Source organism: Streptomyces sp. SID5469 (assembly GCF_009862865.1).
Classification (GTDB): Bacteria; Actinomycetota; Actinomycetes; order Streptomycetales; family Streptomycetaceae; genus Streptomyces; species Streptomyces avermitilis.
Genome location: NZ_WWIN01000001.1, coordinates 856,308 through 877,598, shown reverse-complemented (window position 1 = coordinate 877,598; position 21,291 = coordinate 856,308). Strand labels below are relative to the sequence as shown.

The following is a 21,291-nucleotide window of genomic DNA, read 5'->3' as shown; positions in this document are numbered from 1 at the left end:
GCTATCCGGAGATGGTGCTGAGGTCGGTGCCCATCAGATCGCAGCTCGCGTCCCACAACCGCGCCGCGACGGAGGGGTCCGCGAGGTGGTCCCACACCGGTTCACGTCGGGGCTCGCCGCGCAGGCCGAAGACGCGCGGTCCCCACAGCTGGCCTCCACGCACGGCCGGGTCGAGCACCGCTCGGACCGCGGGCCATGCGCCGGCGTGCTTGCCCTGGAGGAGGAGGGCCGCAGGTGCCGCGCTCAGCCGGGCGCCGGTACTTCGCACATGGACCGGTGGCCGCGACGGGGTGAGGGAGTCCAGCGCGCCGCCGGGATGGACCACCACGCTCGCCACCGTGCTGCCGGCAGCACGCAGGCGGCGGTCGAGTTCGACGCCGAAGTACATCTGTGCCAACTTGGAGCGCCCGTAGGTGCGCTTGGGCTGGTAGTCCTTCCGGGACTGCAGGTCGTCCAGGTCGAGCCGCTCGGACTTTGCCGCGAAGCTGCCCATGGTCACGACGCGGGCAGCCGGCGCAGCCGACAGCAGCGGCATCAGCCACTGGGTCAAGGCGAAGTGCCCGAGGTGGTTCGTGCCGAACATGAGCTCGTGACCGTCCCCGGTCTCCTCGCGCGGAGGGTCGTCAAGCGCGACGCCGGCGTTGTGGACTACCGCGTCAAGACGCTCCACCTCCAGCGATTCCACCGCTGTTTCGAGCGACGAGAGGTCGGCGAGGTCCAGCCGTACGGCCCGCACCCGCGAACCGGGGACACGCGCACGGATCGAGGCCGTGGCGGCCTCGGCCTTGGCCGGATTTCGGCTGCCGAGTACGACGGTGGCTCCGGTTGCCGACAACTGCTCCGCGACGAAGTACCCGATGCCGGCGTTGCCGCCGGTGACCAGGAAGACGCGGCCATCGGCACCGGGCAGCCGTTGGACATTCCATGGCGGGGTGGAGGAAGTGGATGACATGGTGACGGGGGTCCCTTGCTGTGGAAGGCGGCTGCGGCTGCTCCCTTGGGCAACTCGACCCCCATGGTTCCGGCGGCCACCGACACATCGCCTATGGATCACCGACAGTCCCGCCGGACGGCCGACATCCCGCCGACGCGGTGCCGGCCCATCGCCGCACCGCGCCGCTGAGCGTCACGTTGGCCAACCGGAGCGCGCAATTGCCAACTGGGACGCTCAGGCACAACAAGCCCTCACCCTTGATCGTTTCCATGGTCCGGAGAAGACGAGATGCCACCACGAGCCCGAGGGCTTGTCGCTGCCCCGTTCGGCGATCAGTTCTTCGACGGCCTTCCTGATTTTGCGTTAAGCCTTTGAGGCGGTGCTGCCATCCCGGCTCGCATCCAACCTCGCGCCCTCGCAGACCCCATGCGCGTCTTGCTCAACCCAGGTCCGCGGCTGCCGGCACGAGCGCAGCCTTCTGGAGGCGGGGGCCCGCGGATCCCACGGCCAGCAGGACGAAGCCCGCAACAACCGGACCAGGGCAGGCGCTGCCGGAATCCGCCTCGGCCGGGTGGCCTCGGATCGGAAGTGAGGGACTTGGCCGAGGCGGGGTGTGACTGGAGAGCGGCACCGGCTGATGGGTGTCAGCCGGCCGTGAGCACCATCCGGAAGCGGGCCTTGCCGGCGAGCATCTTCTGGTAGGCCTCGTCCGCGCGGTCCAGTGGCACGATTTCGGTCATGGGGCGGATGCCGTGCAGGGCGCTGAACGCCATGGTGTCCTCGACGTCCTTTCGGGACATCCGAGCCGCCGCCACGGTCGACCTGTCTCACCTCGGCGCGCAGGTTCTTGGGTTTCACTTCTGGCGGGTTTGGGGCCCCGCCATGGTTGTTTCCTGGAAGGTCCGCCGGTAGGCGGAAGGTGTGGTGCCGAGGGTGTCGCGGAATCGAGCACGGAGGTTGGTGCTGGTTCCGAGGCCGCTTTGGGCGGCGATCTGTTCGATGCCGAGGTCGGTGACTTCCAGGAGTTCGCGGGCGTGGTTGATGCGTGCGGTGAGCAGCCACTGGTGTGGGGTGATGCCGGTTTCCTGGCGCCACATGCGGACCAGGGTGCGGGCGGAGACGCGAGCGTACCGGGCAAGAACCTCCAGTGTGAGGGGTTTCGTCGAGGTGACTCAGGGCCCAGTCGCGGGTGTCGGCGAGGGTGTGAGCGGTGGGTTCGGGCAGGGGCTGGGTGATGTACTGGGCCTGGCCGCCGTCGCGGTGCGGCGAACAGTTCGCGGGCGATGTCGTTGGCGTCGGCAGCGCCGAGGTCCTTGCGGACGATATGGAGACACAGCTCGATGCCGGCGGTCACGCCCGCGGAGGTCAGCAGGGGATCGTCGTCGATGTAGAGGACGCTGCGGTCCACCCGGACCTGGGGGTAGAGCATTTCGAGTTCGTCGGCGCTGGCCCAGTGCGTGGTGACCGTACGGCCGTTGAGCAGCCCGGCCGCGGCCAGTGCGAAGGCGCCGGTGCAGATGGAGGCGATGCGGGCGCCTCGGCTGAAGACAAGTTTCAGAGCTGCCGTGACCTCGGGTGCCGGTGGCCGCTGATATTCCCAGTAGCCGGGCACGATGATCATGTCCGCCCTGGCCAAAGCAGGCAGTCCTGCTGTGTCTCCGACCGTGAACCCGGTGCTGGTCGTGATGCTGCCACGGGCTCCGCCGCACACCGTGAGTTCGTACGGGGTGTTGGGCCGCGCGTTGAAGATCTGCGTAGGGATGCCGAGATCGATGGGGAGCACCAGGGGCAGCACCAGGACCGCGACGCGATGGGGAGCCATGGCTCCAAGGCTACGACCGTAACTTTCTGGACAGGCTGCCCGGGAACCGCAGGAATGTCTGGCGGCCCATGGCCGGTGAATGCGTCGGCTGTGCGGCTCGGACGGGCAGGGTGAACGGTGTGCCCGGAGCGTTCCCATGCCCCAGCAACCCGAGCAGCCGTATCAGCGCAGCAGTGGGGGGGATGGCGCCGGCGTGATCGCAGCCATCGGCCGTGGTCACCGAGGGCAGCGGCGCGGCTCTGTCGGTCAGCGAGTGACCGTCCGCTTGTGTGTCCCGAAAATTGCGAAGGGTGGCATACGAGCTTGTGGTTGATCGAGAAGGGCCGGACGACGATGGAGCCATGCGCAGCATGGCCCACCGCCGAGGCTCACGCCGACAGCGGCCGCAGCACAGCGGCTCAGCACCGGCCCAAGTAAGGAACACGACACCGTGACCACCTACACCCCGATCGGCCGGTACTTCAACGTGAAGGACGGGCGGATCTACGGCCACGTCCGCGAGGGCGACGGGCCGACCCTGGTCTTCCTCCACTACTGGGGTGGCTCCCACCGCACCTGGCGACCGGTCATCGAACTCCTCAGCCCCGCGCGGGCGTTCGTCTCGTACGACCACCGCGGCTGGGGTGAGTCCACCCAGGTTCCTGGCCCCTACGGCATCGAGCAGCTCGCCGACGACGCCGAGCGCGTCATCGACGAACTCGGCCACGGCGAATACGTCGTGGTGGGCCACTCGATGAGCGGAAAGGTGGCTCAGGCGCTCGCCTCTCGCCGCCCCGCCGGACTGAAGGGCGTAGTGCTCGTCGCACCCGCCCCGCCGGCTCCGTTCGGTGTGACACACGAGTTCCAGGAGACGCTGGCGCACGCCTACGACAACGGCGAGACCCATCGACCAAAGCATCGATCTCGTACTGACCAACGGCGAGCTGTCCGCCGAGGTGCGCCGGCAGGTTCACGAGGACAGTTCCCGGGCAGGCGAGGCGGCGCGCATGGCGTGGCCGCGACAGGCGCTGGTCGAGGACTTCACGGACCGGGTCGGTGCGATCGACGTCCCCGTCCTGGTGCTGGCCGGCAGCGACGACAAGGTGGACCCGCCGCAGATCCTGCGGGACCACCTGCTTCCTCTGATCACCACTGCCACCCTCACCGAACTCGACGGTACCGGCCACCTGTCGCCACTGGAGGTGCCCGACCAGGTCGCCTCCCACATCAGCGCGTTCGCCGCCCGCCTGTAGTACCTCGTGGTCCGCGCCGGGCGGCATCACCCACCCGGCGGGGCGCGAGCACGAGGCGGCAACCAGCCTCGAAGGAGATCACCCATGGTCGAATCCGGGCGGACGTCATCCGGCCGAGCCGCGGGGAGGCGGTGTCCGGCCCGGTCAGGCTTCTCCGGGTAGGCGTGCGGGATCTGCCGCTCGCGCAGGTACTCGCGGATCTTCCGGGAGGAGTACGCACGGCCGGCCAGGACATGGCCCGGCTCGGCAGCCCCCGTCCGCGGGCCCGCCGCGACGGCGGTGGAGTGGACCAGGATCCCGCGCACCCGATGCACTGGATCCCGCATGCGGCACCCGGCCAGGGTGTGGACTTCCTCCAGTACCCGGTAGACCTCCCGCTCACCGGCAGGCTTGCCCGCGTCCGTCCCGGGCACCTCGCAGTCCTGCCTCACCTCTCCCGCACCGGGCGGCGACGGGCCACTGGAGTGATCCGTGGCGACAACAGCATCGCTGCGCGGCGCGGGTCCGGGTGGATCGGCCCGGGATCCGCGTCTAATCGGGCCAGAGTACTGAAACGCCAGGCCCGGAAGCTCTGACGGGCGCGGGTCTCTGGGCACGCCCCCACAGCGCTTGAGGGAGACTGCAGTGAGCGGTACAACGACCTTGCCGGCACCGTCCGGTCCCTACCTGGACAAGGGGCTGCTGCCCGCCGACTTCTTCGCCTACGAGGAACTGCTGTCGGACGGGGAGCGAGAGCAGCTCGAGTCCGTCCGCGAGTTCCTCCGCACGCAGGTCGCACCGATCGTCGATGATTACTGGGCCAGGGCCGAGTTCCCCTTCCAGTTGGTCGAGGGCTTCGGGAGGCTCGGTCTTATGGACTGGGCCGACCCGGACTCCCCGGAATCCAGGCCGAGCAACCTCCTCGCGGGCTTCCTCGCGCTGGAGTTGGCGCATGTCGACGCGTCCGTGGCCACGTTCGCCGGCGTGCACACGGGTCTGGCCATGGGCACCATCCTCACCTGCGGCTCCGACGAACAGAAGCGGCGGTGGCTGCCGGCGATGAGCCGCTTCGAGAAGATCGGCGCCTTCGGGCTGACCGAACCGCACGGTGGCTCCGACGTGGCCGGCGGCCTCCAGACAACCGCGCGCCGCGACGGCGACACATGGATCCTCGACGGCGCGAAGCGGTGGATCGGCAACGCGACCTTCGCCGACCTGGTCGTCATCTGGGCCCGCGATGTCGAGACCCGTCATGTGCTGGGCTTCGTCGTGGAGAAGGACACTCCCGGGTTCACCGCGACGAAGATCGAGAACAAGATGGCGCTGCGGATCGTGCAGAACGCCGACATCGTGCTCGACGGCTGCCGCGTTCCGGAGGCCAACCGGCTGCAGAACGCGCACTCGTTCAAGGACACCGCCAAGATCCTGCGCCAGACACGCAGCGGCGTGGCGTGGCAGGCGGTGGGCGTGATGTTCGCCGCCTACGAGATCGCCCTGCAGTACACGAAGGAACGGGAACAGTTCGGGCGCCCCATCGGGGGCTTCCAGCTCGTGCAGGACCTGCTCGTGAAGATGCTCGGCAACGCCACGGCCTCGTGCGGGATGATGACGCGCCTGGCCCAGTTGCAGGACGCCGGGGTGTTCCGGGATGAACAGTCCGCCCTGGCGAAGGCCTACTGCACCGTGCGGATGCGCGAGAACGTGGGGTGGGCGCGGGAACTGCTGGCCGGCAACGGCATCCTCCTCGACTACAAGGTCGGCCGCTTCGTCGCCGACGCCGAGGCCATCTACTCGTACGAAGGCACCCGGGAGATCCAGACCCTCATCGTCGGACGCGCCGTGACCGGCGGCCTCAGCGCCTTCGTGAGGTGACGACAATGACCAACGAATCCGTCTTCACCGGCCTGAAGGTCCTCGACGTGTCGAGCTTCATCGCGGGACCGGCCGCGGCCACCGTGCTCTCCGACTTCGGAGCGGACGTCATCAAGATCGAGCCGCCGGGAAGGGGCGACCCCCAACGGCGGCTGAGCTCGGTCCCGCCCAGCCCCCGGGCACAGGCCAACTACAGCTGGCACCTCGCCAACCGCAACAAGCGCGGCATGGTGATCGATCTGAAGTCACCGGCGGCCACCGAGGTACTCAAACGCCTCGTCGATTGGGCCGACGTGGTGATCACCAACTTCCCGCACGGCACGCGCGAGAAGCTGCACCTCGGCTACGAGGAGGTCGCGGGCTGGAACCCGCGGGTCGTCTACGCCGACATCACGGGCTTCGGCGACGCCGGTCCCGACGCCGGGCAGCCGGGCTTCGACCTGACCGCCGCCTGGTCGCGCAGCGGGCTGCTGGCCTCCACCCGGGACGCCGGGGCCCCGCCGACGGTCCCGGTCTGGGGCAGCGGCGACTACATGTCGGCGATCGCGATCTACGCGGCGGTCGTGACCGCCCTGTACCGCCGTGAGCGGACGGGACAAGGGGCCAGTGTCGGGACGTCGCTGCTCGCCGGGGGCGTCTGGGCCACGGGAACGCTTGTGGCCGGCGCACTCGCCGGCGGCACACCGTTCGAGCTGCACGACCGGAAGGCGCCGGCGAACCCGCTGATCAACCCCTACCGGACCGCGGACGACGAGTGGTTCATGCTGGTCGCCTCACCCCCGCACTGGCCGGGACTGACGCGGGCCATCGGGCACCCCGAGCTGCTCGAGGATCCCCGTTTCGCGGACATCGAGGGCTTCGTCGAGAACGCCGCCGCGCTGAGCGAACTGCTCGACGCCGAGTTCCGCTCGCAGCCCTTCGCCCACTGGCGGGACGCCCTGACCCGGGAACGCGTCACGTACAGCCTCATCCAGACGCCGGAGGAGGCCGCGCAGGACCCGCAGCTGCGCGCGAACGACATCGTCGTGCCGCTGGAAGGAGTCAGCGGGCTGGCGGAAACCATCAGCAGCCCGGTCAACATCCGAGGGGTGCCGAAGGTGCCGGCGAAGCGAGCGCCGGACCTGGGCGAGCACAACGACGAGATCCTCGCCGAGTTGGGATTCGGCCCCGCCGAGATCGCCGAGCTGCGCGCCCAGGGAGCGATTCCCGGCCCGACGGAAGCCGAGGGGCCGCGATGAGCACGGCGCCCGAAGCTGCCGACTTGGTGCTCCACGAGCGTCACGGCGGCGTACTGACCATCACCATCAACCGCCCCGCGCAGAAGAACGCCGTCGACCACGAGGCCGCGGTACAGCTCGCGGCGGCCGTGGATCTGCTCGACGCGGACCCGGAGCTGTCGGTCGGCGTCCTCACGGGCGCGGGCGGGGTGTTCAGCGCGGGCATGGACCTGAAGGCGTTCGCCAAGGGCGAGCTGCCCTTGCTGCCCAGCCGGGGCCTGGGCGGGCTCACCCGCGCGTCGGTGCGAAAGCCGCTGGTCGCCGCGGTCGAGGGCTGGGCGCTCGGCGGTGGCTTCGAGCTGGTCCTCGCCTGCGACCTGATCGTCGCCGCGGAGGACGCCCGCTTCGGGTTTCCCGAGGTCATGCGTGGTCTCGTGGCGGCGGAGGGCGGACTGGTCAGGCTGCCGCGCCGACTTCCGTACCACGTCGCCGCGCGCGTACTGCTGACGGGCGAGCCGCTGACCGCCGTCGAAGCCAAGGAGTACGGGCTCGTCAATGAGCTGACCCCGCCCGGCGCCGCGCTGGACGCGGCCCGGGAGCTCGCGGGCCGCGTCGCGCGGAACGCACCGCTTGCACTGGCGGCCGTCAAGGAGGTCCTGCGCGAGACACAGGGCCTGAAGGAGAGCGACGCGTTCAGACGCCAGGACGAGCTCACGAGCGGACTGGCCGCCAGCGAGGACGCGCGGGAAGGCGCACAGGCGTTCGCCGAGAAACGCGCCCCGGTCTGGCACGGCCGCTGATACCGGCCGCCGCAGCCGCTCTTCCCCCGCAGCCCGTGTCCGAGTTTCAGGAGCAGTGACCAGTCATGAACGTACACACACCCGTCCACCGCGTGGCGATCGTGGGCACCGGCACGATCGGTGCGAGCTGGGCGACGCACTATCTCGTCCGAGGCTTCGACGTCACGGCGACCGACCCCGGCCCCACCGCGGAGACGGCCCTGCGTTCGTACGTGGAGGCGGCATGGGACGCGGCTGCCTCGATCGGACTCGCGCCCGAAGCCTCGCCCGACCGCCTGAGCTTCACCGCGGACCTGCGTCAGGCCGTCGCGGACGCCGATTTCGTACAGGAGAACGCGCCGGAGCGCCCGGAACTCAAGGTCAAGTTGTTCGCCGACATCGACGACGCCACCCCGCCGGACGCGATCATCGCGTCGAGTTCGTCGGGCATCACGATGAGCGTCATCCAGGCCGAGTGCCGACGTCCGGAGCGGACCGTCATCGGTCATCCTTTCAACCCGCCGCACATCGTCCCGCTGGTCGAGGTCGTCGGCGGGACGAGGACCGCCCCGGAGACGATCCGGGACGTCATGTCGTTCTACGCCGCGATCGGCAAGAAACCGATTCACCTCAAGAAGGAGCTTCCCGGGCACGTCGCCAACCGCATCCAGGCCGCGCTGTACCGCGAGGTCGTGTACCTGGTCCAAGAGGGAGTGCTCGACGTGGCGGACTCCGACGACGCGGTGTCCTGGGGGCCGGGGCTCAGATGGGGGGTCATGGGTCCCCATCTGCTGTGGCATCTCGGCGGAGGAGAGGGCGGCATCCAGCACTTCATGGACACCCTCATGCCGCGGATGGTGGCGTCCTGGCAGGAACTGGGCATCCCCGAGTTCACGCCCGAGCTCAAGGAGGAGATCGTGGGCGGCGTCCTGGAGGAGGCGGGCGGCCGCTCGGTCGATGAACTGGCCGCCCGGCGCGACGCGATGCTCTCGGCCCTGCTGGCCGTGCGCGCCCAGCACGACCCGTCCGGCCCGAGCGCCACAGCCGGTCGCGGGCCGAAGGAGGAAGCGTGACGCAACGCCAGGAAAGACTGTTCGTGCTCGAGGCCAGCAGTGGCGGTCGCTTGTTCTCCGTGAACCCCGACGGCTCCGACAAGAAGGTCATCGTCACCGGGTGCAGGATCCCCGACGGGGTCGCCATCGATGTCCTGGCCGGGCACGTCTACTGGACGAACATGGGCCTTCCGCCGGAGAACGACGGCTCGATCGAACGCGTGGACCTGGACGGAGGCAACCGGACAACGATCGTCCCGAGCGGCGTCACGCACACGCCGAAGCAGCTGTATCTCGAAGCCGTCGGCCGGAAGCTGTACTGGGGCGATCGCGAGGGGATGCGCGTGATGCGCTGCGACCTCGACGGCTCGCACGTCGAGACCCTCGTGCAGACGGGGCAGGGAGAGGATGACCGCCGCGACGAGACCAGGTGGTGTGTGGGAGTCGCCGTCGACCCGGCCGGCGGACACCTCTACTGGACACAGAAGGGCCCCAGTGACGCGGGACTCGGAAAGATCCTGCGGGCCGGAATCAGCCTGCCCGCCGGGGAAAGCGCGGCCGAACGCGGCGACATCGAGGTGCTGTTCGAGGGGCTGCCGGAGCCGATCGACCTGGAGCTCGACCTCGCGGAGCGCATGCTCTACTGGACGGATCGCGGGGACCCGCCGCGGGGCAACAGCGTGAACCGCTCGCCGATGCACCCGCCGGACGCGCAGCGGACACCCGAGATCCTCTTGACCCACCTGATGGAAGCCATCGGCATCGCCCTCGATCCGGACGGCGGCCGCATGTACGTGACCGACCTCGCCGGGAACGTCTACGCGGCCGGTCTCGACGGATCGAACCGCAGGGAGATCCTCGTCGCGCAGGGCAACCTCACCGGCATCGCGCATGCCGTGCTGCCGACTGGAACGAGTTTCTAGTTGCCGGGTTACCTCTCTTGGGAAAGCGTCGAACGTCACGAGGACGTTCCGGCCTCGGGCGTGACCGAGATGACGATCTTGCCGACCTGGCCGCCGGCTTCCAGGTAGCGGTGGGCCTACGCGATGGCCTCGAGGGGGAACCGCCGGTGAGGTGCCGCAAGGGGCCGATGAGCCCCTGTCCGACCGGGCACTGGCCGTGACCGGCAGGGACCCTGGATGGACCCGACCCACGCGATAGTTCCGCGACCGCATCCAGTGTGACGAGCAAGACTGATCGCCGGTGGTGTGAGGAGTGCCATGCATCAGGTGTGACTTCACGTAGGAGTCAGACCCGATGGCACAAGTGGACCGCCTGGACCTAGGCTCAGCAAGGCGCGCGGCCGCTCCATCGACTTGCCCGGCTGTCCCGCAGACTGCCTGCTCGGGGCCTGATGGCAGGATCAGGGTGTGATTGGTGAACCTGCTCAGCCTGGAGCCAAGAAGTATGTCCTGTTCGATGTCGATGGCACGTTGATCGATGCTGTGGACAACCAGCGCCGGGTTTGGAGGGTGTGGGCGGAGCGATACGGACTCGACCCCGGTGAGGTCTACCAAGTGGCCTTGCGGACAAGGCCGATGGAGACCTTCGCGCAGGTCGCTCCGGACCGTGACCCGCAGGAGTGCCTGGCCGCGCTGCATGAACTCGAGGACGAGGACGTCCGGTCCGGCGTGTATGCGGCCTTCGACGGTGCTTCCGAGCTGCTGGACGCTCTGCCGCCGGAGTCTTGGGCGCTGGTGACGTCGAATTACGAGCACCGGGTGCGCGGCCGCTTCGCCCGGACCGGCTTGCCGGTCCCGAGCATCATCGTTGATGCCGCCTCCGTCGAGGAGGGCAAGCCCTCGCCTGTCCCTTATCTACTGGCTGCCAAGCGGCTCGGTGCCGACCCGCAGGACTGTCTGGTCATCGAGGACGCACCCTCCGGTGTGCGGTCCGCACTGCGTGCCGGGATGACGGTGTGGGGGGTCAACGCACCCGTCGCGGTGGACGGCGTGCACCGCCACTTCGGAAGCCTGCGCGAAGCGATCCGCGACATCCTCGCCGTCACTTCCGGAACCCGCCCTCACGAGCCGAGGGGATCAGCGGCAGTGGAATGATCTCGCTGTGACTGGTGTGATCACGGCGTCGGAGCCGTCTTGGACAGCCCCGTTCACCGGGCTGAGTCCCCGCCAGTTCGCGAACCGGTGACGGTACTGCGTCGCGCGGGCGTCGATACTGTCCACCGAGGCCGGCCCTGGAGTTGTCACTGGACGACCGCATGCTGATGGTCACGGCGTACTGGAGCACGAACTTGACGATCCGCCAGCTCGCCCTGCTGTGCGGCATCTCGAAGTCCGCGGTCGACCGCATCATGAAGCACCTCGGTCCGCTGCCAGCACTACAACCCCGGCGCCGCTTCGCGAAGGACACGGTGCTCATCGTGGACGGCACCCCCGGTTCGAGGATGTAGAGCGCGATGTTGCGGTCGGTCCCGGCGCGGTGGTCGACGAAGTCCGGGTAGGGGGCGTCCGCGCGGTCCCACCATTGGGCCTTTTCCTCACCAAAGAGAGACGGCGCTGATCACCGGAGACTGCATCCATCACCCGGTCCAGCTCGCCCACCCCTCCATCGGCTCTTGCGTCGACATCCACCCGGAGCGGTCCGAGGCCTCGCGCCGCAAGCTGCTCGGCTCGCTCGCCGACACCGACACCCTGGTGCTGGGCACCCACTTCCCGCATCCCACCGCCGGCCGCGTGATCACGCACGGGGACGCCTACCGGCTCTCGCCTGTCTTCGCGACCCCTCAGGCGTGGCTGCCCCGGACAAGGGTTACTAGTAACGTTTCAGAACTACTTCTGATTCAAAACTAGGAGAAGCCGTGTCCGACCGCAGGAGTCACGTCACCTTCCAGCACGGGCAGGAGTTCCTGGCCGCGATCTCCGAGCGCTGGAACTACCAGATCCTGCGGGAGGTGTTCTTCGGTGTCGGCCGGTTCGGCGAAATCAAGCGAGCCCTGGGCATCTCGGCGAACATCCTCACTGCGCGGCTCAACAGCCTGACCGAGCTGGGCCTGCTCACCAAGCGCGCCTACCGCTCGGACAAGCCGTGGTACGAGTACGAGCTCACCGACAGCGCCCGCGAACTCGTCGTTCCCGCCATCGCGGCCATCACGCGTTGGGCCGAGACCCATGCGACCGGCGGTGACATCACACATCACCCACTGATGCACACAGTGTGCGGCAACCCGACCAATCCGTATCTCGCGTGCAGCAGCTGTCACCAGCCGGTGGAGGCCTCGACGCTGCGGCCGGTGTCCGCCGAGGAGGGCGGTGACCAGGGGACGGGCGGGAGGGGAGCGGCCTCCGCGGCGCCGGGCGACCCCGGTTCGGGACGCCGTTGACCGCTTCGGCCTGAGGCACGGCGTAGTAGCGATTTGAAACTAGTAGCGTTACGCTACTGGGACGCTGCTAGGAATCCCGAACGTCTCCCCGGGGGTCGCGGAGAGGACTGACCATGGCCACGCACTGGCAAGTCGGTCGCGTGGGCGCTGCGCGGCATCCTCATCGGCCGCAAGGACGAGCGCCGCCGCCTGAACAGCATGAGGGACATGCCCGTCCTGAACACCGCCGGCGAGGAGGACAGCCAGTTCCCCGTGCACGTGGTGCGGAAGATGACCGACGCCATCGAGGGCAGTACCTTGCGGCTGCTCCAGCACACCGCCCACCTCGCCGCCCGCACGAACCCCGAAGGTGTCAACGCCGAGATCGACGCCTTCCTTGCCGCCCTGCCTGCCGCAGCCTGATCGGAAGGCCACCACCATGACAGACGACACCGCACAAGCGACGGCCGTGCCCAGCTGGGTCCTGAAGTTCATGGACGCCATCGACACCCTGGAGTTCGGTGAGGGCTTCGCGCCCCTGACCGAGAACACCGACATGTTCTTCGGCACCGCGCACATCCACGGCGCCGAGGCCATCAAAGCGTTCTTCGTCAAGATCGACGCGCCGCTGATCATCACCCATGAGGTCTTGGAGTTCTGGACCGCGGACGACGGCGTCCGCCTGCTGCGCGGCGAGGCGACCATGGCCAGGAAGAGCGAACCGGACAAGGTGGTGCGCGCCCCGTTCACGCACATCTTCTACCTCGACCGGGAAGAGCCGGTCCGTATCCGGACGCTCCGCATCACTGCGGGCCCGCTTCAGACCGACGCCGTGATGTGACCTCGCTCCGGGGCCGGCCGGAGAGGTGAGAGATATTCCCAGGCGAGACTATGTCGAACAGGTCTTCGCGATGCTCGGAGAGCCGGCGGCTCGTCACAAGGATCCGCGGTTGCGTACTCCGGATCCGAGTTATTTACTGGTAGGTACAAAACCGGATATGTGTAGCAGTTCCTCGGGGCGGAAGTGCTGTGACTCCCGTTGCCGAGAGTGTCACCGGATGGCTGTGGATCATTTGAGGGGCGGAGGCGCGCAGACTGCCTTGCAGCACTCGGCAGGTTGAACACGCCGCCGGTCGCTGGACGAGCCGGTGCTGGGCAGCCCGCATGCTCGTCGCCTGTTCGGCAACGCCTCCGGGGTGGCCGGCCTGGCTCTGCTCCAGCATGCGTGGCACGTGGTGCTCGGTTTCGCCGCGGCTGCCGTGCTCGCTCCCTCGGCTTTGGCTCCGAGCACTGGGCGGTCACTTCAGGGGCCCGATGCGGACCCGCGCCCCGGGACTCTCCAACGGCAAGGGCCTGCGGCGCGGAGCCGAGGACGCCTCGCGCCTCGTTCTGCGTCCGCACTTACTGCAAGGAGATGAGTTCCATGCTCGCCATTCACCTCACGCAGTTCGGCGAGCCGGAGCAGAGTCTGAAGGTCGTGGACGTTCCCGAGCCTCCGGCTCCTGCCGCCGGGCAGGCGCTGATCCAGGTTGAGTACGCCCCGCTCGACCACCACGACCTGCTCCTGGCGAGGGGCGTCTATCCGGTCCGCCCCGAACTGCCGAGTGTCATCGGCAACGAGGGAGCCGGCACGGTCCTGGCGGTCGGACCGGGCGTCACCCGCATCCGCCCCGGCGATACGGTCCTGCTTCCCTTCGGCACCTTCGCCTGGTCCGAACAGGTCCTGGCGGAGGCCGCGAAGCTGACCGCCGTGGACCGGGCCATCAGCCTCGAACAGGCGGCGATGCTCACCATCAACCCCACTACCGCAGGCCTGCTGGTGGAGTCGCGTGACCTTCCGGCCGGCTCTTGGGTGGTGCAGAACGCGGCGAACAGCGGGGTCGGTCGGTCCGTCATCGCCTTCGCCAAGGAGCGCGGGCTTCGCACGATCAATATCGTGCGCCGCGAGGAGCTCGTCACCGAACTCGAGGCACTCGGCGCCGACATCGTGCTGATCGACTCCCCAGACGTGGCCGTGCGCGTGCGTGCGGCCATCGGCGACGATCCCGTGCTGCTGGGGTTGGACGGCGTCAGTGGAAAGGCCACCTCGCTCCTGCTGGACGTGCTGACCGACGGCGCCCTGCTGCTCATCTACGGCTACATGAGCGGCGAGCCCTTCACGCCCGACCGTAACGTGCTGAGGGCGAAGAACATCACCACAACAAAGTTCTGGATGTACCAGGACGAGTACCTGCCCCGTCATCCGGACATCGGCGCGGAGTCGGCGCGGCTGGTCGCGGCGGGAAAGCTCACGTTGCCCTCCGCCCCCGTCCACCAGGCCAAGGACTTCGCCGAGGCCCTCGCGTACCTGCAGAAAAACGGCAAGGTCCTGCTGGACTTCAACCCGCACCGCGAGTAGGCGTCGTCACGGCACAGCACCGAAGGCCCCAGGAAATGGAATCGCCGAAGACTCCCGCCACCGGCGAGAGCAAGGGTGGAGGCGGTGGATCACTTGACAGGCGGAGGCGCACGGTCCCCTCTGCAGGCCGGGTCGGCTGCACGAGCCAATGCCGGGCAGCCCGCGCGGTCTCTGCACACGATCAAGGAAGAGCACCATGAGCACACACGGCACCATTGGCGTACTCGGCGCAGGAGAGGTGGGACAGGCGGTCGCCGACAAGGCCGTCCGCCACGGTCATGAGGTACTCATCGGCAACAGCCGGGGTCCCAGGACTCTCGAAGCCCTCGTGGGCAGGCTGGGGCCGAAGGCCCGTGCGGTAACGGCCGAGGAGGCGGTGCAGCCGGAGCTCGTCTTCCTCTCGGTGCCGTTCTTCGCCGTGCCGGAACTGACAGGCCTCACCACTTGGGCCGGGAAGATCGTCGTCGACACGACGAATCAGTTCGCGGCGGCCAACCCCTGGCGGGGACGGTACGACGTCGGTGACCTCACGGGCAGCGAGTGGGTTGCCCGCCACCTTCCCGGCGCCCGGCTCGTGAAGGCTCTCAACACCCTGTTCGCCACGTTCATCGCCGCGGACCCGCGGCATGCCGAGGGCCGACAGGTGGCCTTCTACGCGGGCGACGACGCCGACGCGAAGACGGCCGTGGCCGGCTTGCTGGACGAATTCGGATTCGCCGCCCTGGACCTTGGCGGTCTGCGGGACGGCGGGCGGCTGATGCAGCTGGACGGTGCGCTCAGTGCAAAGCACCTGCTGCTGCAGGACGTCGGCTGACGCCCCGGCTCCCACACTCCAGCGCGCAGGAGGAGCATCATGAACCGTCGTGTCGTCTACACCCGTGGCGGGTCGCCGGCCAACGTCCTGACCGTCATCGAGGAGCCGGAGCCGGCGCCCGGGTCCGGTCAGGTCCTCATCCGCACCACCGCCTTCCCGGTGCACCCTGGTGATCTCCAGGCCGTAGAGGCCTACCCCGAGGAGGCGACAAAGCCGGTTCCCGCCGGGGTGGAGGCCACCGGCGTGGTGGAGGCGATCGGCCCGGGAACACGGGTGGCGCCGGGCGTCACGGTCGGCGGCCGCGTAACGGTCTTCCCGCAGCCGGGGGCCTGGTCCCAGTGGATCGTGGCGGATGCCGACGCGCTCGTCGCCGTACCGGACGAGCTGTCGGACGAGGTCGCCGCGCAGATGCTGGTGAACCCGCTCACCACGGTGATGCTGCGCCGTGAGGCGCAGGAGCACCCGGCCTTCGGATACGACGGTCTTCTCGTGCAGACCGCCGCGGGCTCGTCGGTCGGGCGGCTGCTGACGGGCGCGTCCCTGGTGCACAACCTGGCGCTCGTCAACGTCGTCCGCAGCGACCGCGGCGCCGCCGAACTGCGCAAGCGATTCCCCGACGTGCCGGTCGTGGCGACAGAGCATCCTGGCTGGGCGGACGAGGTCCGCGAAGCCGCCGGCGGCCGTCCGGTCAGTGTGGCCCTGGACCCGATCGGCGGGAAGCTGGCGGAGAGCCTTCTGGACCTGTTGACGCCGGGCGGGAAGCTGGTCAGCTACGGGCAGATCGGCGAGGAGCCGATCTCGGTGCATGCGTCGACGCTGCTGCACAAGTCGCTGACGCTACGGGGCAAGAACATCGGCCGGTGGCTGTCCGAGGCCTCCGCCGACAGACGGGCATCCGACGTCGCCACCGCGAAGCTGATCGCGCTCACGCTCAAGGACCAGTTCGACGTGGCCGCAACGTACGGCCTTGACGAGCTGGGCAACGCCGTGGAGCACGCGGTACGGCCCGGCAAGATCGGCACCGTCCTCGTCCGCCCCTGGTAGCCGGCGCTGCCCGTACAGGAGTCCTGCCGGCAGCCGACAAGCTGCCGGCGAAAGCCGGGCGTTTGATGCCTGAGCCACACATGTCGTGCGACTTCAGGGCCACCAGTGGTTGTCAGCGAGGCAGGACAGAGGCTGCCGAGGGTGGCCGGGGCCTGGCAGGTGCAGCATTCGGTGCGGAGGAGTTGTCCGCGTCGCCTGATCGGGCCGCCGAGGCGAGGGCGGCCGGCGACGAGTGACATCCCATCGCGTGTCCGCAGACACGCGATACCAGGGATCTGGCACCCGTATGGCGCTTCGTTCCTGTGCCCCTCTCTGTGACGCTGGGTCGGCGGCGCGCCGGCGACAGCCGTTTTGTGGCGCCGTAGCGACGTCAGGCACCAGTCGAGGACCTGGTACCCGGCGCATGCTCGTCCGGCGAAACACGGGGAAGGAGGGCCAAGGCCTGCTCAGCAGCCCCGTTGACGACCTCGGGAGTGGCTCCCGCCTTGCCCAGGGCCTCAAGTCCCCGGAGCACGGCAAGCAGGAGGCTGGCGAGGCTGTCTGGGTCCGCATCAGCATCCAGAGAGCCTTCCGCTTGGGCCCGCGTGATGCAGCCCCGCAGCGCGCCGTGCAGCCCGCGGACAACCGCGGCGATTCGCTCGGCCACGCCCTCGTCGACGGCCGACAGTTCCGCCGCGATCTTGGCCATCATGCAGCCGCGGCGTTCCACGTCCCCGATGATGCCGTCCGCGACATTGCGTACATGCCGCTCCAGCATGGGCAGGGCCGGTCCGGGGCCGCCCAGAGCTGTGCGCCAGGCTCTCAGTGCGTCGCTGTTGTAGCTGTCCAGAGCCCGCAGGAACAGCGCGTGCTTGTCCTCGAAGGCTCCATACAGACTTCCCCGACCCAGGCCGGTTACAGCGCTCAGGTCGTCGATGGAGGTGCCGTTGTAGCCCACAGACCAGAACTGATCGCGGGCAGCCCGCACAACCTCTTCTTCGTCAAACTGTCGAGGCCGAGCCATGGGGCAACTCTACGCCGCGTACAACAGCCGGGATCGCCGTCGGCGGCCTGCTCGAGTTCGACGCAGTCAGCGCCTTCCTGAAGAAGGGGTGCGGTGGGCCGCGGGCCGGCGGCAGTACGCATGCCAGTACTCGCCGGCTGAGCGCCGGATCGTCAACGGACAACGGACAACGGACAACGGACGGGCGCGCTTCGGTCCGCTGCGGCAGTTCACCCTGGCCAACCCGAGCCACCCCACCCGAACCACCCCCACCACACCGTCCAGACCCGCCAGTTGCACCGCCATCTGCGCTGGCGCAACGCCCACGCCCGCCACCCCGACGTCTGGTCGCCGGCGCAAGGAACGCGCCCGCGTCGCGGCGAGAAGGGCATCCGCTGGGGCGGACGCCCACACACCGCCGTAGCCTGACCAACCAGGAGACCTCGCCGTGCGCCGGCGCGGAGATTCAGACGGTGGCCAGGCTCTTCGCCAAGACCCGCTCCCTGCGAACGCCGGCGGGCAGAAGATTGCCGGACTCACCCGTGTCCGTGAAACCGTGCCGCTCATAGAGCGCGACCGCCTTGCGGTTGTCCGGCATCACGGACAACCGCAGCGTCCTGGCACCGCGCTCCGCCCCCCACCGTTCGACCGCCTGGATCAGGTAGTCACCCACGCCTTGGCCCCGAGCCGTGGGGTTGACCCACAACGAGATCAACTCCACGTTCTCTGCTTCCCCGCCCGGCACTCCGCTGACCATGCCCACCGGAAGGCCGTCGAGGAGCGCGACGAGATCCCGCGCGCCAGGGATCGACAGACGGGTACGCCAGCGTTCCTCTCGATCACCGGAGCCTTGCCACTCGGCCAGCGTCGATCCGAACGCATAGGGCGCGTCAGTAAGCGCTGCCAGTCGCAACTCCCGCCAAAGGGGCCAGTCGTCTGATTCCAAGGTGCGCAGCCCGAGCATGATCCAGACCTTGCCCGGCCGCCGGGGCGACAGCAAGTTGATTACAACCACGCAAAACAACGTCGATGAGCCCTGCGACCAGCCGAACCCGGGAGCAGCGGTGACTCATACACCCGCAGGCCACGAGGCCAGCCGGTGAACCTATCCGGTCACAGCATCAGGCCCGATCGGCCTTCCACTCGTGGGCGAGCGTCGCATAGACGTACTCGCTGCCCCACCGCTCGCCGTCGAGATCGTTCTCGACGAGGTGCGCTTCCCGGCGCATGCCAAGGCGTTCGCACACACGCACCGACCCGCTATTGAGCACATCGAGTCGGGCGAACAGCCGGTGGACGCCCAGCTCGGCAAAGGCCAGCGAGGCGGTCGCGGATGCTGCCTCGGTCGCGTAACCCCGGCCGCCGTACGCGGGGTTGAAGATCCAGCCGATTTCAGCCTGGCAGGCCCGCGCGCTCGCCAGTTTCAGGACGACCTCGCCAACCACCGTTGCCCCGCCTGTGCGGCAGACGGCTACCACCAGATCATCACCGTCCTCGGCCCATGCCGTGCCGGCCACGCGCCGCGCCAGACTCTGCACGCACTGGTCACGGGTCAGCGGCGGCCGAAAGAGGTAGCGGGCGACCTCGGGGAGGCTCTGGTACGCATACAGGTCTTCGAGGTCGTCCGGTGTGAACGGACGCAGTGTGAGCCGTTCAGTGGTGATGGGCAGCGAGAGCCTGATCATCGGCTTGGTAACTCCTCCTCGTAGGCTGCCCCATCAGCCTAATCGAGCACCCTGAGCCCGAGGTTGCTCCTCCCGACGCCACTGCTTCTCGACGACGAGGAGGCGACCGCCACCGCGGTCTCGCTGCTCGTCGGTGCGCGTGGCGCGGTCGCCGGCTCCGGCGACGCCGCGCTCCGGGCGCTGACCAAGCTCGACCAGGTGCTGCCCGCCCGGTTGCGGCCTGAGGTGCGCGCGCTCTCCAGCTCGGTGGAGTTCTTCGGCGCAGGCCGCACGCCGGTCGGCCCCGAGGCGCTCATGGCGCTTGCCAGGGCCTGCCGCGACGAGGTCGAAGCCGGTTTCGACTACCCGTCCGGAAGCGAAGTACGACGGCGGCGGGTCGAGCCGTACCGCCGCCAGCCTCGACGCCGTGCTCATGCACGTACTCCTGCTGGGGTACGACTTCGAGATACTCGATCCTCCGGAGCTCGGGGGCCGCTGCCGCGCGCTGGCGGAGAGACTGTTGGCGGCCGGTGCAACGGTTTCACCGGCGCCGGACATACAGGAGTCATGAACCGCGACCTGGCCAACGGCGAGCCTCTGGGGAACGCGGCCTTGACCGGTGTGAGCCCGGGGCAACGCCCGCTGACCCCTATCTGCCGTCAAAGTGCCCTCGACCTTGATCGGTCCGGGGCGCTGCGGTGCTCCGGACAGGATGGGGGGACGCATGCGGCACGGGCCTTCGGCACGGCGGCTAAGCGCGGTGTTCCAGCTTTCGGCCCCATGTCTGGCTTGGTGCTTCGATGTAACGGTAAGTCAGCACGCACAGGGGAAGCAGCACGGCGAAGAACGCCACTTCGAGCATGAGATTGTCCCGCCGCCACCGGCCGATCGTGCCGTCGGTCACCGCCAACAGCACCGGATGCACCAGATAGACCGAGTAACTGATCGTTCCCAGCCCGGTCAGCCAGCGCGGTACCCGCCGGCGGCGCAACGCCAGTCCGGCACCGAAGGTGAGCACTGCCAGCAGGAATGCCACGATCCAGCCGCGCCGTGTGAAATGAGGCCCGTCGCCGTATCGGTACGCACTCCCCACCGCGCAGGCCACCACCACGACGGCTGTGCACGCAGCGTACCGCCAGGTGCTCTGACCGTGCTCGGCCCGGTAGGCGGCGGTGCCGAGGAACATCACGGCAAGGATCACCAGGCCCTCCCACAGAGGGACCGTGCCGTTGAAGGGGGCCAGGACAAGCGCCAGCACCCCGCCCAACACGCCCCCGAACACGCGAAGCGCGGGTGACACGGCACTCGCACAGCAGAGGGCGACCACCATGGTGATCGAGGCAACCGCGACCAGCGGGCCGGTGCCCACCGCGCCAGAGAGGGCGGAGACCGGCAGCACGACCCCTGCCGTCCCGCATACGGCGGCGAGCACGGCCAGGGTGACGGCGACCGCTGCCGACCGCCGATGAAGGCGGACCGTGAAGAGAGCAACCACCAGCAGGTAGAAGGCCATCTCATACGAGAGCGTCCACAGGACAAGAAGGAGACTGGGCGTCCCCAGCAGCTCTTGGAGCAAGGTGACATGGGCGACGGTCACGGCGGCAAGGCTCTGCCTGCCCAAGCCGGTGCGAATCTCGGCGATTCCCATCAGGTGGAGGGCGAGGACCGCGGTGACGGCAACCGCCCACAGTGGGTACATGCGGAATACTCGTCCGATCCAGAACGTCCGGACACAGCCCCGGCGTTCCAGCGACGCGGGGATGATGTAGCCGCTCACCAGGAAGAACACCATGATGCCGTACCGGCTGGTGTTGAACTGCGGCATCAACTCCCGCCGGAACTCCGCCATGAAGGCGTACGAAGAGTGGTCGAACACCACAACCAGTGCCGCGATGCCGCGCAACGCATCCAGCCAGCCCAACCGCGACAGACCGGCCGACATGGTAGCTGGGGGTAGTTGTTGCATTACAGAGCGTGTCCGATTTGGGGAAGGAGGGACGAGGGGTGGGGGTTCCATACGTAGCCTTTGATCCGGCCGTCGAAGATGCGGCCACAGGGTGGCGAAGACAGGACACGCCTGATGAGGCGCTTTACACCGCGGGCACCCGTGTGATCTTCAGCGGCTGTGCTTGGTCCAAGCAGGGGCAAGAGGTGGGGGCGAATTCGCCATGCCCATCGTCCGC

General features: G+C 68.7%; 18 protein-coding genes and 8 pseudogenes. 18 read left to right on the top strand and 8 right to left on the bottom strand.

Annotated features, from left to right (window positions below; translation table 11 throughout):
• Position 1: 1 nt before the first annotated feature.
• The 3 genes and pseudogenes from GTY58_RS03910 to GTY58_RS03900 all read right to left on the bottom strand — a co-directional run bounded on the left by GTY58_RS03910 (position 2) and on the right by GTY58_RS03900 (position 2,756).
• Positions 2-952, bottom strand: coding sequence for an SDR family NAD(P)-dependent oxidoreductase (locus GTY58_RS03910; RefSeq protein WP_037651120.1), 951 nt, complete (start codon positions 950-952; stop codon positions 2-4).
• 626 nt (positions 953-1,578) lie between these two features.
• A pseudogene (locus GTY58_RS03905) lies at positions 1,579-1,725 on the bottom strand (alcohol dehydrogenase); the annotation flags it as partial.
• A 63-nt stretch (positions 1,726-1,788) separates the two neighbouring features.
• Positions 1,789-2,756, bottom strand: a pseudogene (locus GTY58_RS03900) (helix-turn-helix domain-containing protein).
• A 430-nt stretch (positions 2,757-3,186) separates the two neighbouring features.
• Here GTY58_RS03900 and GTY58_RS40355 point away from each other — a divergent pair.
• Both GTY58_RS40355 and GTY58_RS40350 read left to right on the top strand, forming a co-directional pair.
• Positions 3,187-3,549, top strand: a pseudogene (locus GTY58_RS40355) (alpha/beta hydrolase); the annotation flags it as partial.
• Positions 3,550-3,742: 193 nt separating this feature from the next.
• On the top strand, positions 3,743-3,988 hold the full coding sequence (locus GTY58_RS40350) for an alpha/beta hydrolase (protein ID WP_237528717.1): 246 nt from the start codon (positions 3,743-3,745) through the stop codon (positions 3,986-3,988).
• Between the two features lie 108 nt (positions 3,989-4,096).
• Here the strand turns inward: GTY58_RS40350 and GTY58_RS40345 are convergent.
• Positions 4,097-4,221: pseudogene (locus tag GTY58_RS40345) on the bottom strand (IS5/IS1182 family transposase); the annotation flags it as partial.
• A 391-nt stretch (positions 4,222-4,612) separates the two neighbouring features.
• Here GTY58_RS40345 and GTY58_RS03885 point away from each other — a divergent pair.
• The 14 genes and pseudogenes from GTY58_RS03885 to GTY58_RS03825 all read left to right on the top strand — a co-directional run bounded on the left by GTY58_RS03885 (position 4,613) and on the right by GTY58_RS03825 (position 16,462).
• On the top strand, positions 4,613-5,839 hold the full coding sequence (locus GTY58_RS03885) for an acyl-CoA dehydrogenase family protein (protein WP_242432291.1): 1,227 nt from the start codon (positions 4,613-4,615) through the stop codon (positions 5,837-5,839).
• 5 nt (positions 5,840-5,844) lie between these two features.
• A complete protein-coding gene (locus GTY58_RS03880) occupies positions 5,845-7,077 on the top strand; it encodes a CoA transferase (RefSeq protein ID WP_010982156.1) in 1,233 nt (410 codons plus the stop codon).
• Positions 7,074-7,856, top strand: a complete 783-nt coding sequence (locus GTY58_RS03875) for a crotonase/enoyl-CoA hydratase family protein (protein WP_010982155.1) — start codon at positions 7,074-7,076, stop codon at positions 7,854-7,856. The genes GTY58_RS03880 and GTY58_RS03875 overlap by 4 nt, the downstream gene beginning before the upstream one ends.
• A gap of 65 nt (positions 7,857-7,921) precedes the next feature.
• Positions 7,922-8,908, top strand: a complete 987-nt coding sequence (locus GTY58_RS03870) for a 3-hydroxyacyl-CoA dehydrogenase NAD-binding domain-containing protein (protein WP_010982154.1) — start codon at positions 7,922-7,924, stop codon at positions 8,906-8,908.
• A complete protein-coding gene (locus GTY58_RS03865; RefSeq protein WP_010982153.1) occupies positions 8,905-9,810 on the top strand; it encodes a hypothetical protein in 906 nt (301 codons plus the stop codon). Before GTY58_RS03870 ends, GTY58_RS03865 begins: the two co-directional genes overlap by 4 nt.
• A gap of 447 nt (positions 9,811-10,257) precedes the next feature.
• Positions 10,258-10,944, top strand: a complete 687-nt coding sequence (locus GTY58_RS03860) for an HAD-IA family hydrolase (protein ID WP_010982152.1) — start codon at positions 10,258-10,260, stop codon at positions 10,942-10,944.
• A gap of 7 nt (positions 10,945-10,951) precedes the next feature.
• Positions 10,952-11,279: pseudogene (locus GTY58_RS03855) on the top strand (transposase family protein); the annotation flags it as partial.
• A 115-nt stretch (positions 11,280-11,394) separates the two neighbouring features.
• Positions 11,395-11,697 (top strand): annotated as a pseudogene (locus GTY58_RS40340) (hypothetical protein); the annotation flags it as partial.
• A gap of 8 nt (positions 11,698-11,705) precedes the next feature.
• On the top strand, positions 11,706-12,227 hold the full coding sequence (locus GTY58_RS03850) for a helix-turn-helix domain-containing protein (protein ID WP_010982149.1): 522 nt from the start codon (positions 11,706-11,708) through the stop codon (positions 12,225-12,227).
• Positions 12,228-12,434: 207 nt separating this feature from the next.
• Positions 12,435-12,629, top strand: a complete 195-nt coding sequence (locus GTY58_RS03845; RefSeq protein ID WP_048894528.1) for an alpha/beta hydrolase — start codon at positions 12,435-12,437, stop codon at positions 12,627-12,629.
• Positions 12,630-12,645: 16 nt separating this feature from the next.
• Positions 12,646-13,047 carry a hypothetical protein gene (locus GTY58_RS03840; protein ID WP_010982147.1) on the top strand — a complete coding sequence of 134 codons (402 nt, stop codon included), beginning with the start codon at positions 12,646-12,648 and terminating at the stop codon, positions 13,045-13,047.
• Positions 13,048-13,629: 582 nt separating this feature from the next.
• Positions 13,630-14,604, top strand: a complete 975-nt coding sequence (locus GTY58_RS03835) for a zinc-dependent alcohol dehydrogenase family protein (protein ID WP_037651122.1) — start codon at positions 13,630-13,632, stop codon at positions 14,602-14,604.
• Between the two features lie 196 nt (positions 14,605-14,800).
• Positions 14,801-15,418, top strand: coding sequence for an NADPH-dependent F420 reductase (locus GTY58_RS03830; protein ID WP_037651127.1), 618 nt, complete (start codon positions 14,801-14,803; stop codon positions 15,416-15,418).
• Between the two features lie 39 nt (positions 15,419-15,457).
• Positions 15,458-16,462, top strand: coding sequence for a zinc-binding dehydrogenase (locus GTY58_RS03825; RefSeq protein WP_010982144.1), 1,005 nt, complete (start codon positions 15,458-15,460; stop codon positions 16,460-16,462).
• A 370-nt stretch (positions 16,463-16,832) separates the two neighbouring features.
• Here GTY58_RS03825 and GTY58_RS03820 read toward each other — a convergent pair whose 3' ends face one another.
• On the bottom strand, positions 16,833-17,465 hold the full coding sequence (locus GTY58_RS03820; RefSeq protein WP_010982143.1) for a TetR/AcrR family transcriptional regulator: 633 nt from the start codon (positions 17,463-17,465) through the stop codon (positions 16,833-16,835).
• 184 nt (positions 17,466-17,649) lie between these two features.
• Here GTY58_RS03820 and GTY58_RS40335 point away from each other — a divergent pair.
• Positions 17,650-17,873, top strand: a pseudogene (locus GTY58_RS40335) (IS630 family transposase); the annotation flags it as partial.
• 37 nt (positions 17,874-17,910) lie between these two features.
• Here the strand turns inward: GTY58_RS40335 and GTY58_RS03815 are convergent.
• On the bottom strand, positions 17,911-18,408 hold the full coding sequence (locus GTY58_RS03815) for a GNAT family N-acetyltransferase (RefSeq protein ID WP_010982142.1): 498 nt from the start codon (positions 18,406-18,408) through the stop codon (positions 17,911-17,913).
• A 157-nt stretch (positions 18,409-18,565) separates the two neighbouring features.
• Positions 18,566-19,129 (bottom strand): GNAT family N-acetyltransferase, encoded by a 564-nt coding sequence (locus GTY58_RS03810; RefSeq protein ID WP_010982141.1) that lies wholly within the window; start codon positions 19,127-19,129, stop codon positions 18,566-18,568.
• Positions 19,130-19,198: 69 nt separating this feature from the next.
• On the opposite strand from GTY58_RS03810, the pseudogene GTY58_RS41530 reads away from it, so the two are divergent.
• Positions 19,199-19,679, top strand: a pseudogene (locus GTY58_RS41530) (transcriptional regulator); the annotation flags it as partial.
• 180 nt (positions 19,680-19,859) lie between these two features.
• On the opposite strand, the gene GTY58_RS03800 reads toward GTY58_RS41530, so the two are convergent.
• Positions 19,860-21,050, bottom strand: coding sequence for an acyltransferase (locus GTY58_RS03800; protein WP_237528716.1), 1,191 nt, complete (start codon positions 21,048-21,050; stop codon positions 19,860-19,862).
• Positions 21,051-21,291 lie beyond the last annotated feature (241 nt).

What these genes read in the sequence shown, in the direction of transcription:
- GTY58_RS03825 (WP_010982144.1), top strand. Translation starts at nt 15,458, where the DNA reads ATGAACCGTCGTGTCGTCTACACCCGTGGCGGGTCGCCGGCCAACGTC.
- GTY58_RS03870 (WP_010982154.1), top strand. Translation starts at nt 7,922, where the DNA reads ATGAACGTACACACACCCGTCCACCGCGTGGCGATCGTGGGCACCGGC.
- GTY58_RS03910 (WP_037651120.1), bottom strand. Translation starts at nt 952, where the DNA reads ATGTCATCCACTTCCTCCACCCCGCCATGGAATGTCCAACGGCTGCCC.
- GTY58_RS03810 (WP_010982141.1), bottom strand. Translation starts at nt 19,129, where the DNA reads ATGATCAGGCTCTCGCTGCCCATCACCACTGAACGGCTCACACTGCGT.
- GTY58_RS03845 (WP_048894528.1), top strand. Translation starts at nt 12,435, where the DNA reads ATGCCCGTCCTGAACACCGCCGGCGAGGAGGACAGCCAGTTCCCCGTG.
- GTY58_RS03830 (WP_037651127.1), top strand. Translation starts at nt 14,801, where the DNA reads ATGAGCACACACGGCACCATTGGCGTACTCGGCGCAGGAGAGGTGGGA.
- GTY58_RS03880 (WP_010982156.1), top strand. Translation starts at nt 5,845, where the DNA reads ATGACCAACGAATCCGTCTTCACCGGCCTGAAGGTCCTCGACGTGTCG.
- GTY58_RS03820 (WP_010982143.1), bottom strand. Translation starts at nt 17,465, where the DNA reads ATGGCTCGGCCTCGACAGTTTGACGAAGAAGAGGTTGTGCGGGCTGCC.
- GTY58_RS03800 (WP_237528716.1), bottom strand. Translation starts at nt 21,050, where the DNA reads ATGTCGGCCGGTCTGTCGCGGTTGGGCTGGCTGGATGCGTTGCGCGGC.
- GTY58_RS03840 (WP_010982147.1), top strand. Translation starts at nt 12,646, where the DNA reads ATGACAGACGACACCGCACAAGCGACGGCCGTGCCCAGCTGGGTCCTG.
- GTY58_RS03875 (WP_010982155.1), top strand. Translation starts at nt 7,074, where the DNA reads ATGAGCACGGCGCCCGAAGCTGCCGACTTGGTGCTCCACGAGCGTCAC.
- GTY58_RS03815 (WP_010982142.1), bottom strand. Translation starts at nt 18,408, where the DNA reads ATGCTCGGGCTGCGCACCTTGGAATCAGACGACTGGCCCCTTTGGCGG.
- GTY58_RS40350 (WP_237528717.1), top strand. Translation starts at nt 3,743, where the DNA reads ATGGCGTGGCCGCGACAGGCGCTGGTCGAGGACTTCACGGACCGGGTC.
- GTY58_RS03835 (WP_037651122.1), top strand. Translation starts at nt 13,630, where the DNA reads ATGCTCGCCATTCACCTCACGCAGTTCGGCGAGCCGGAGCAGAGTCTG.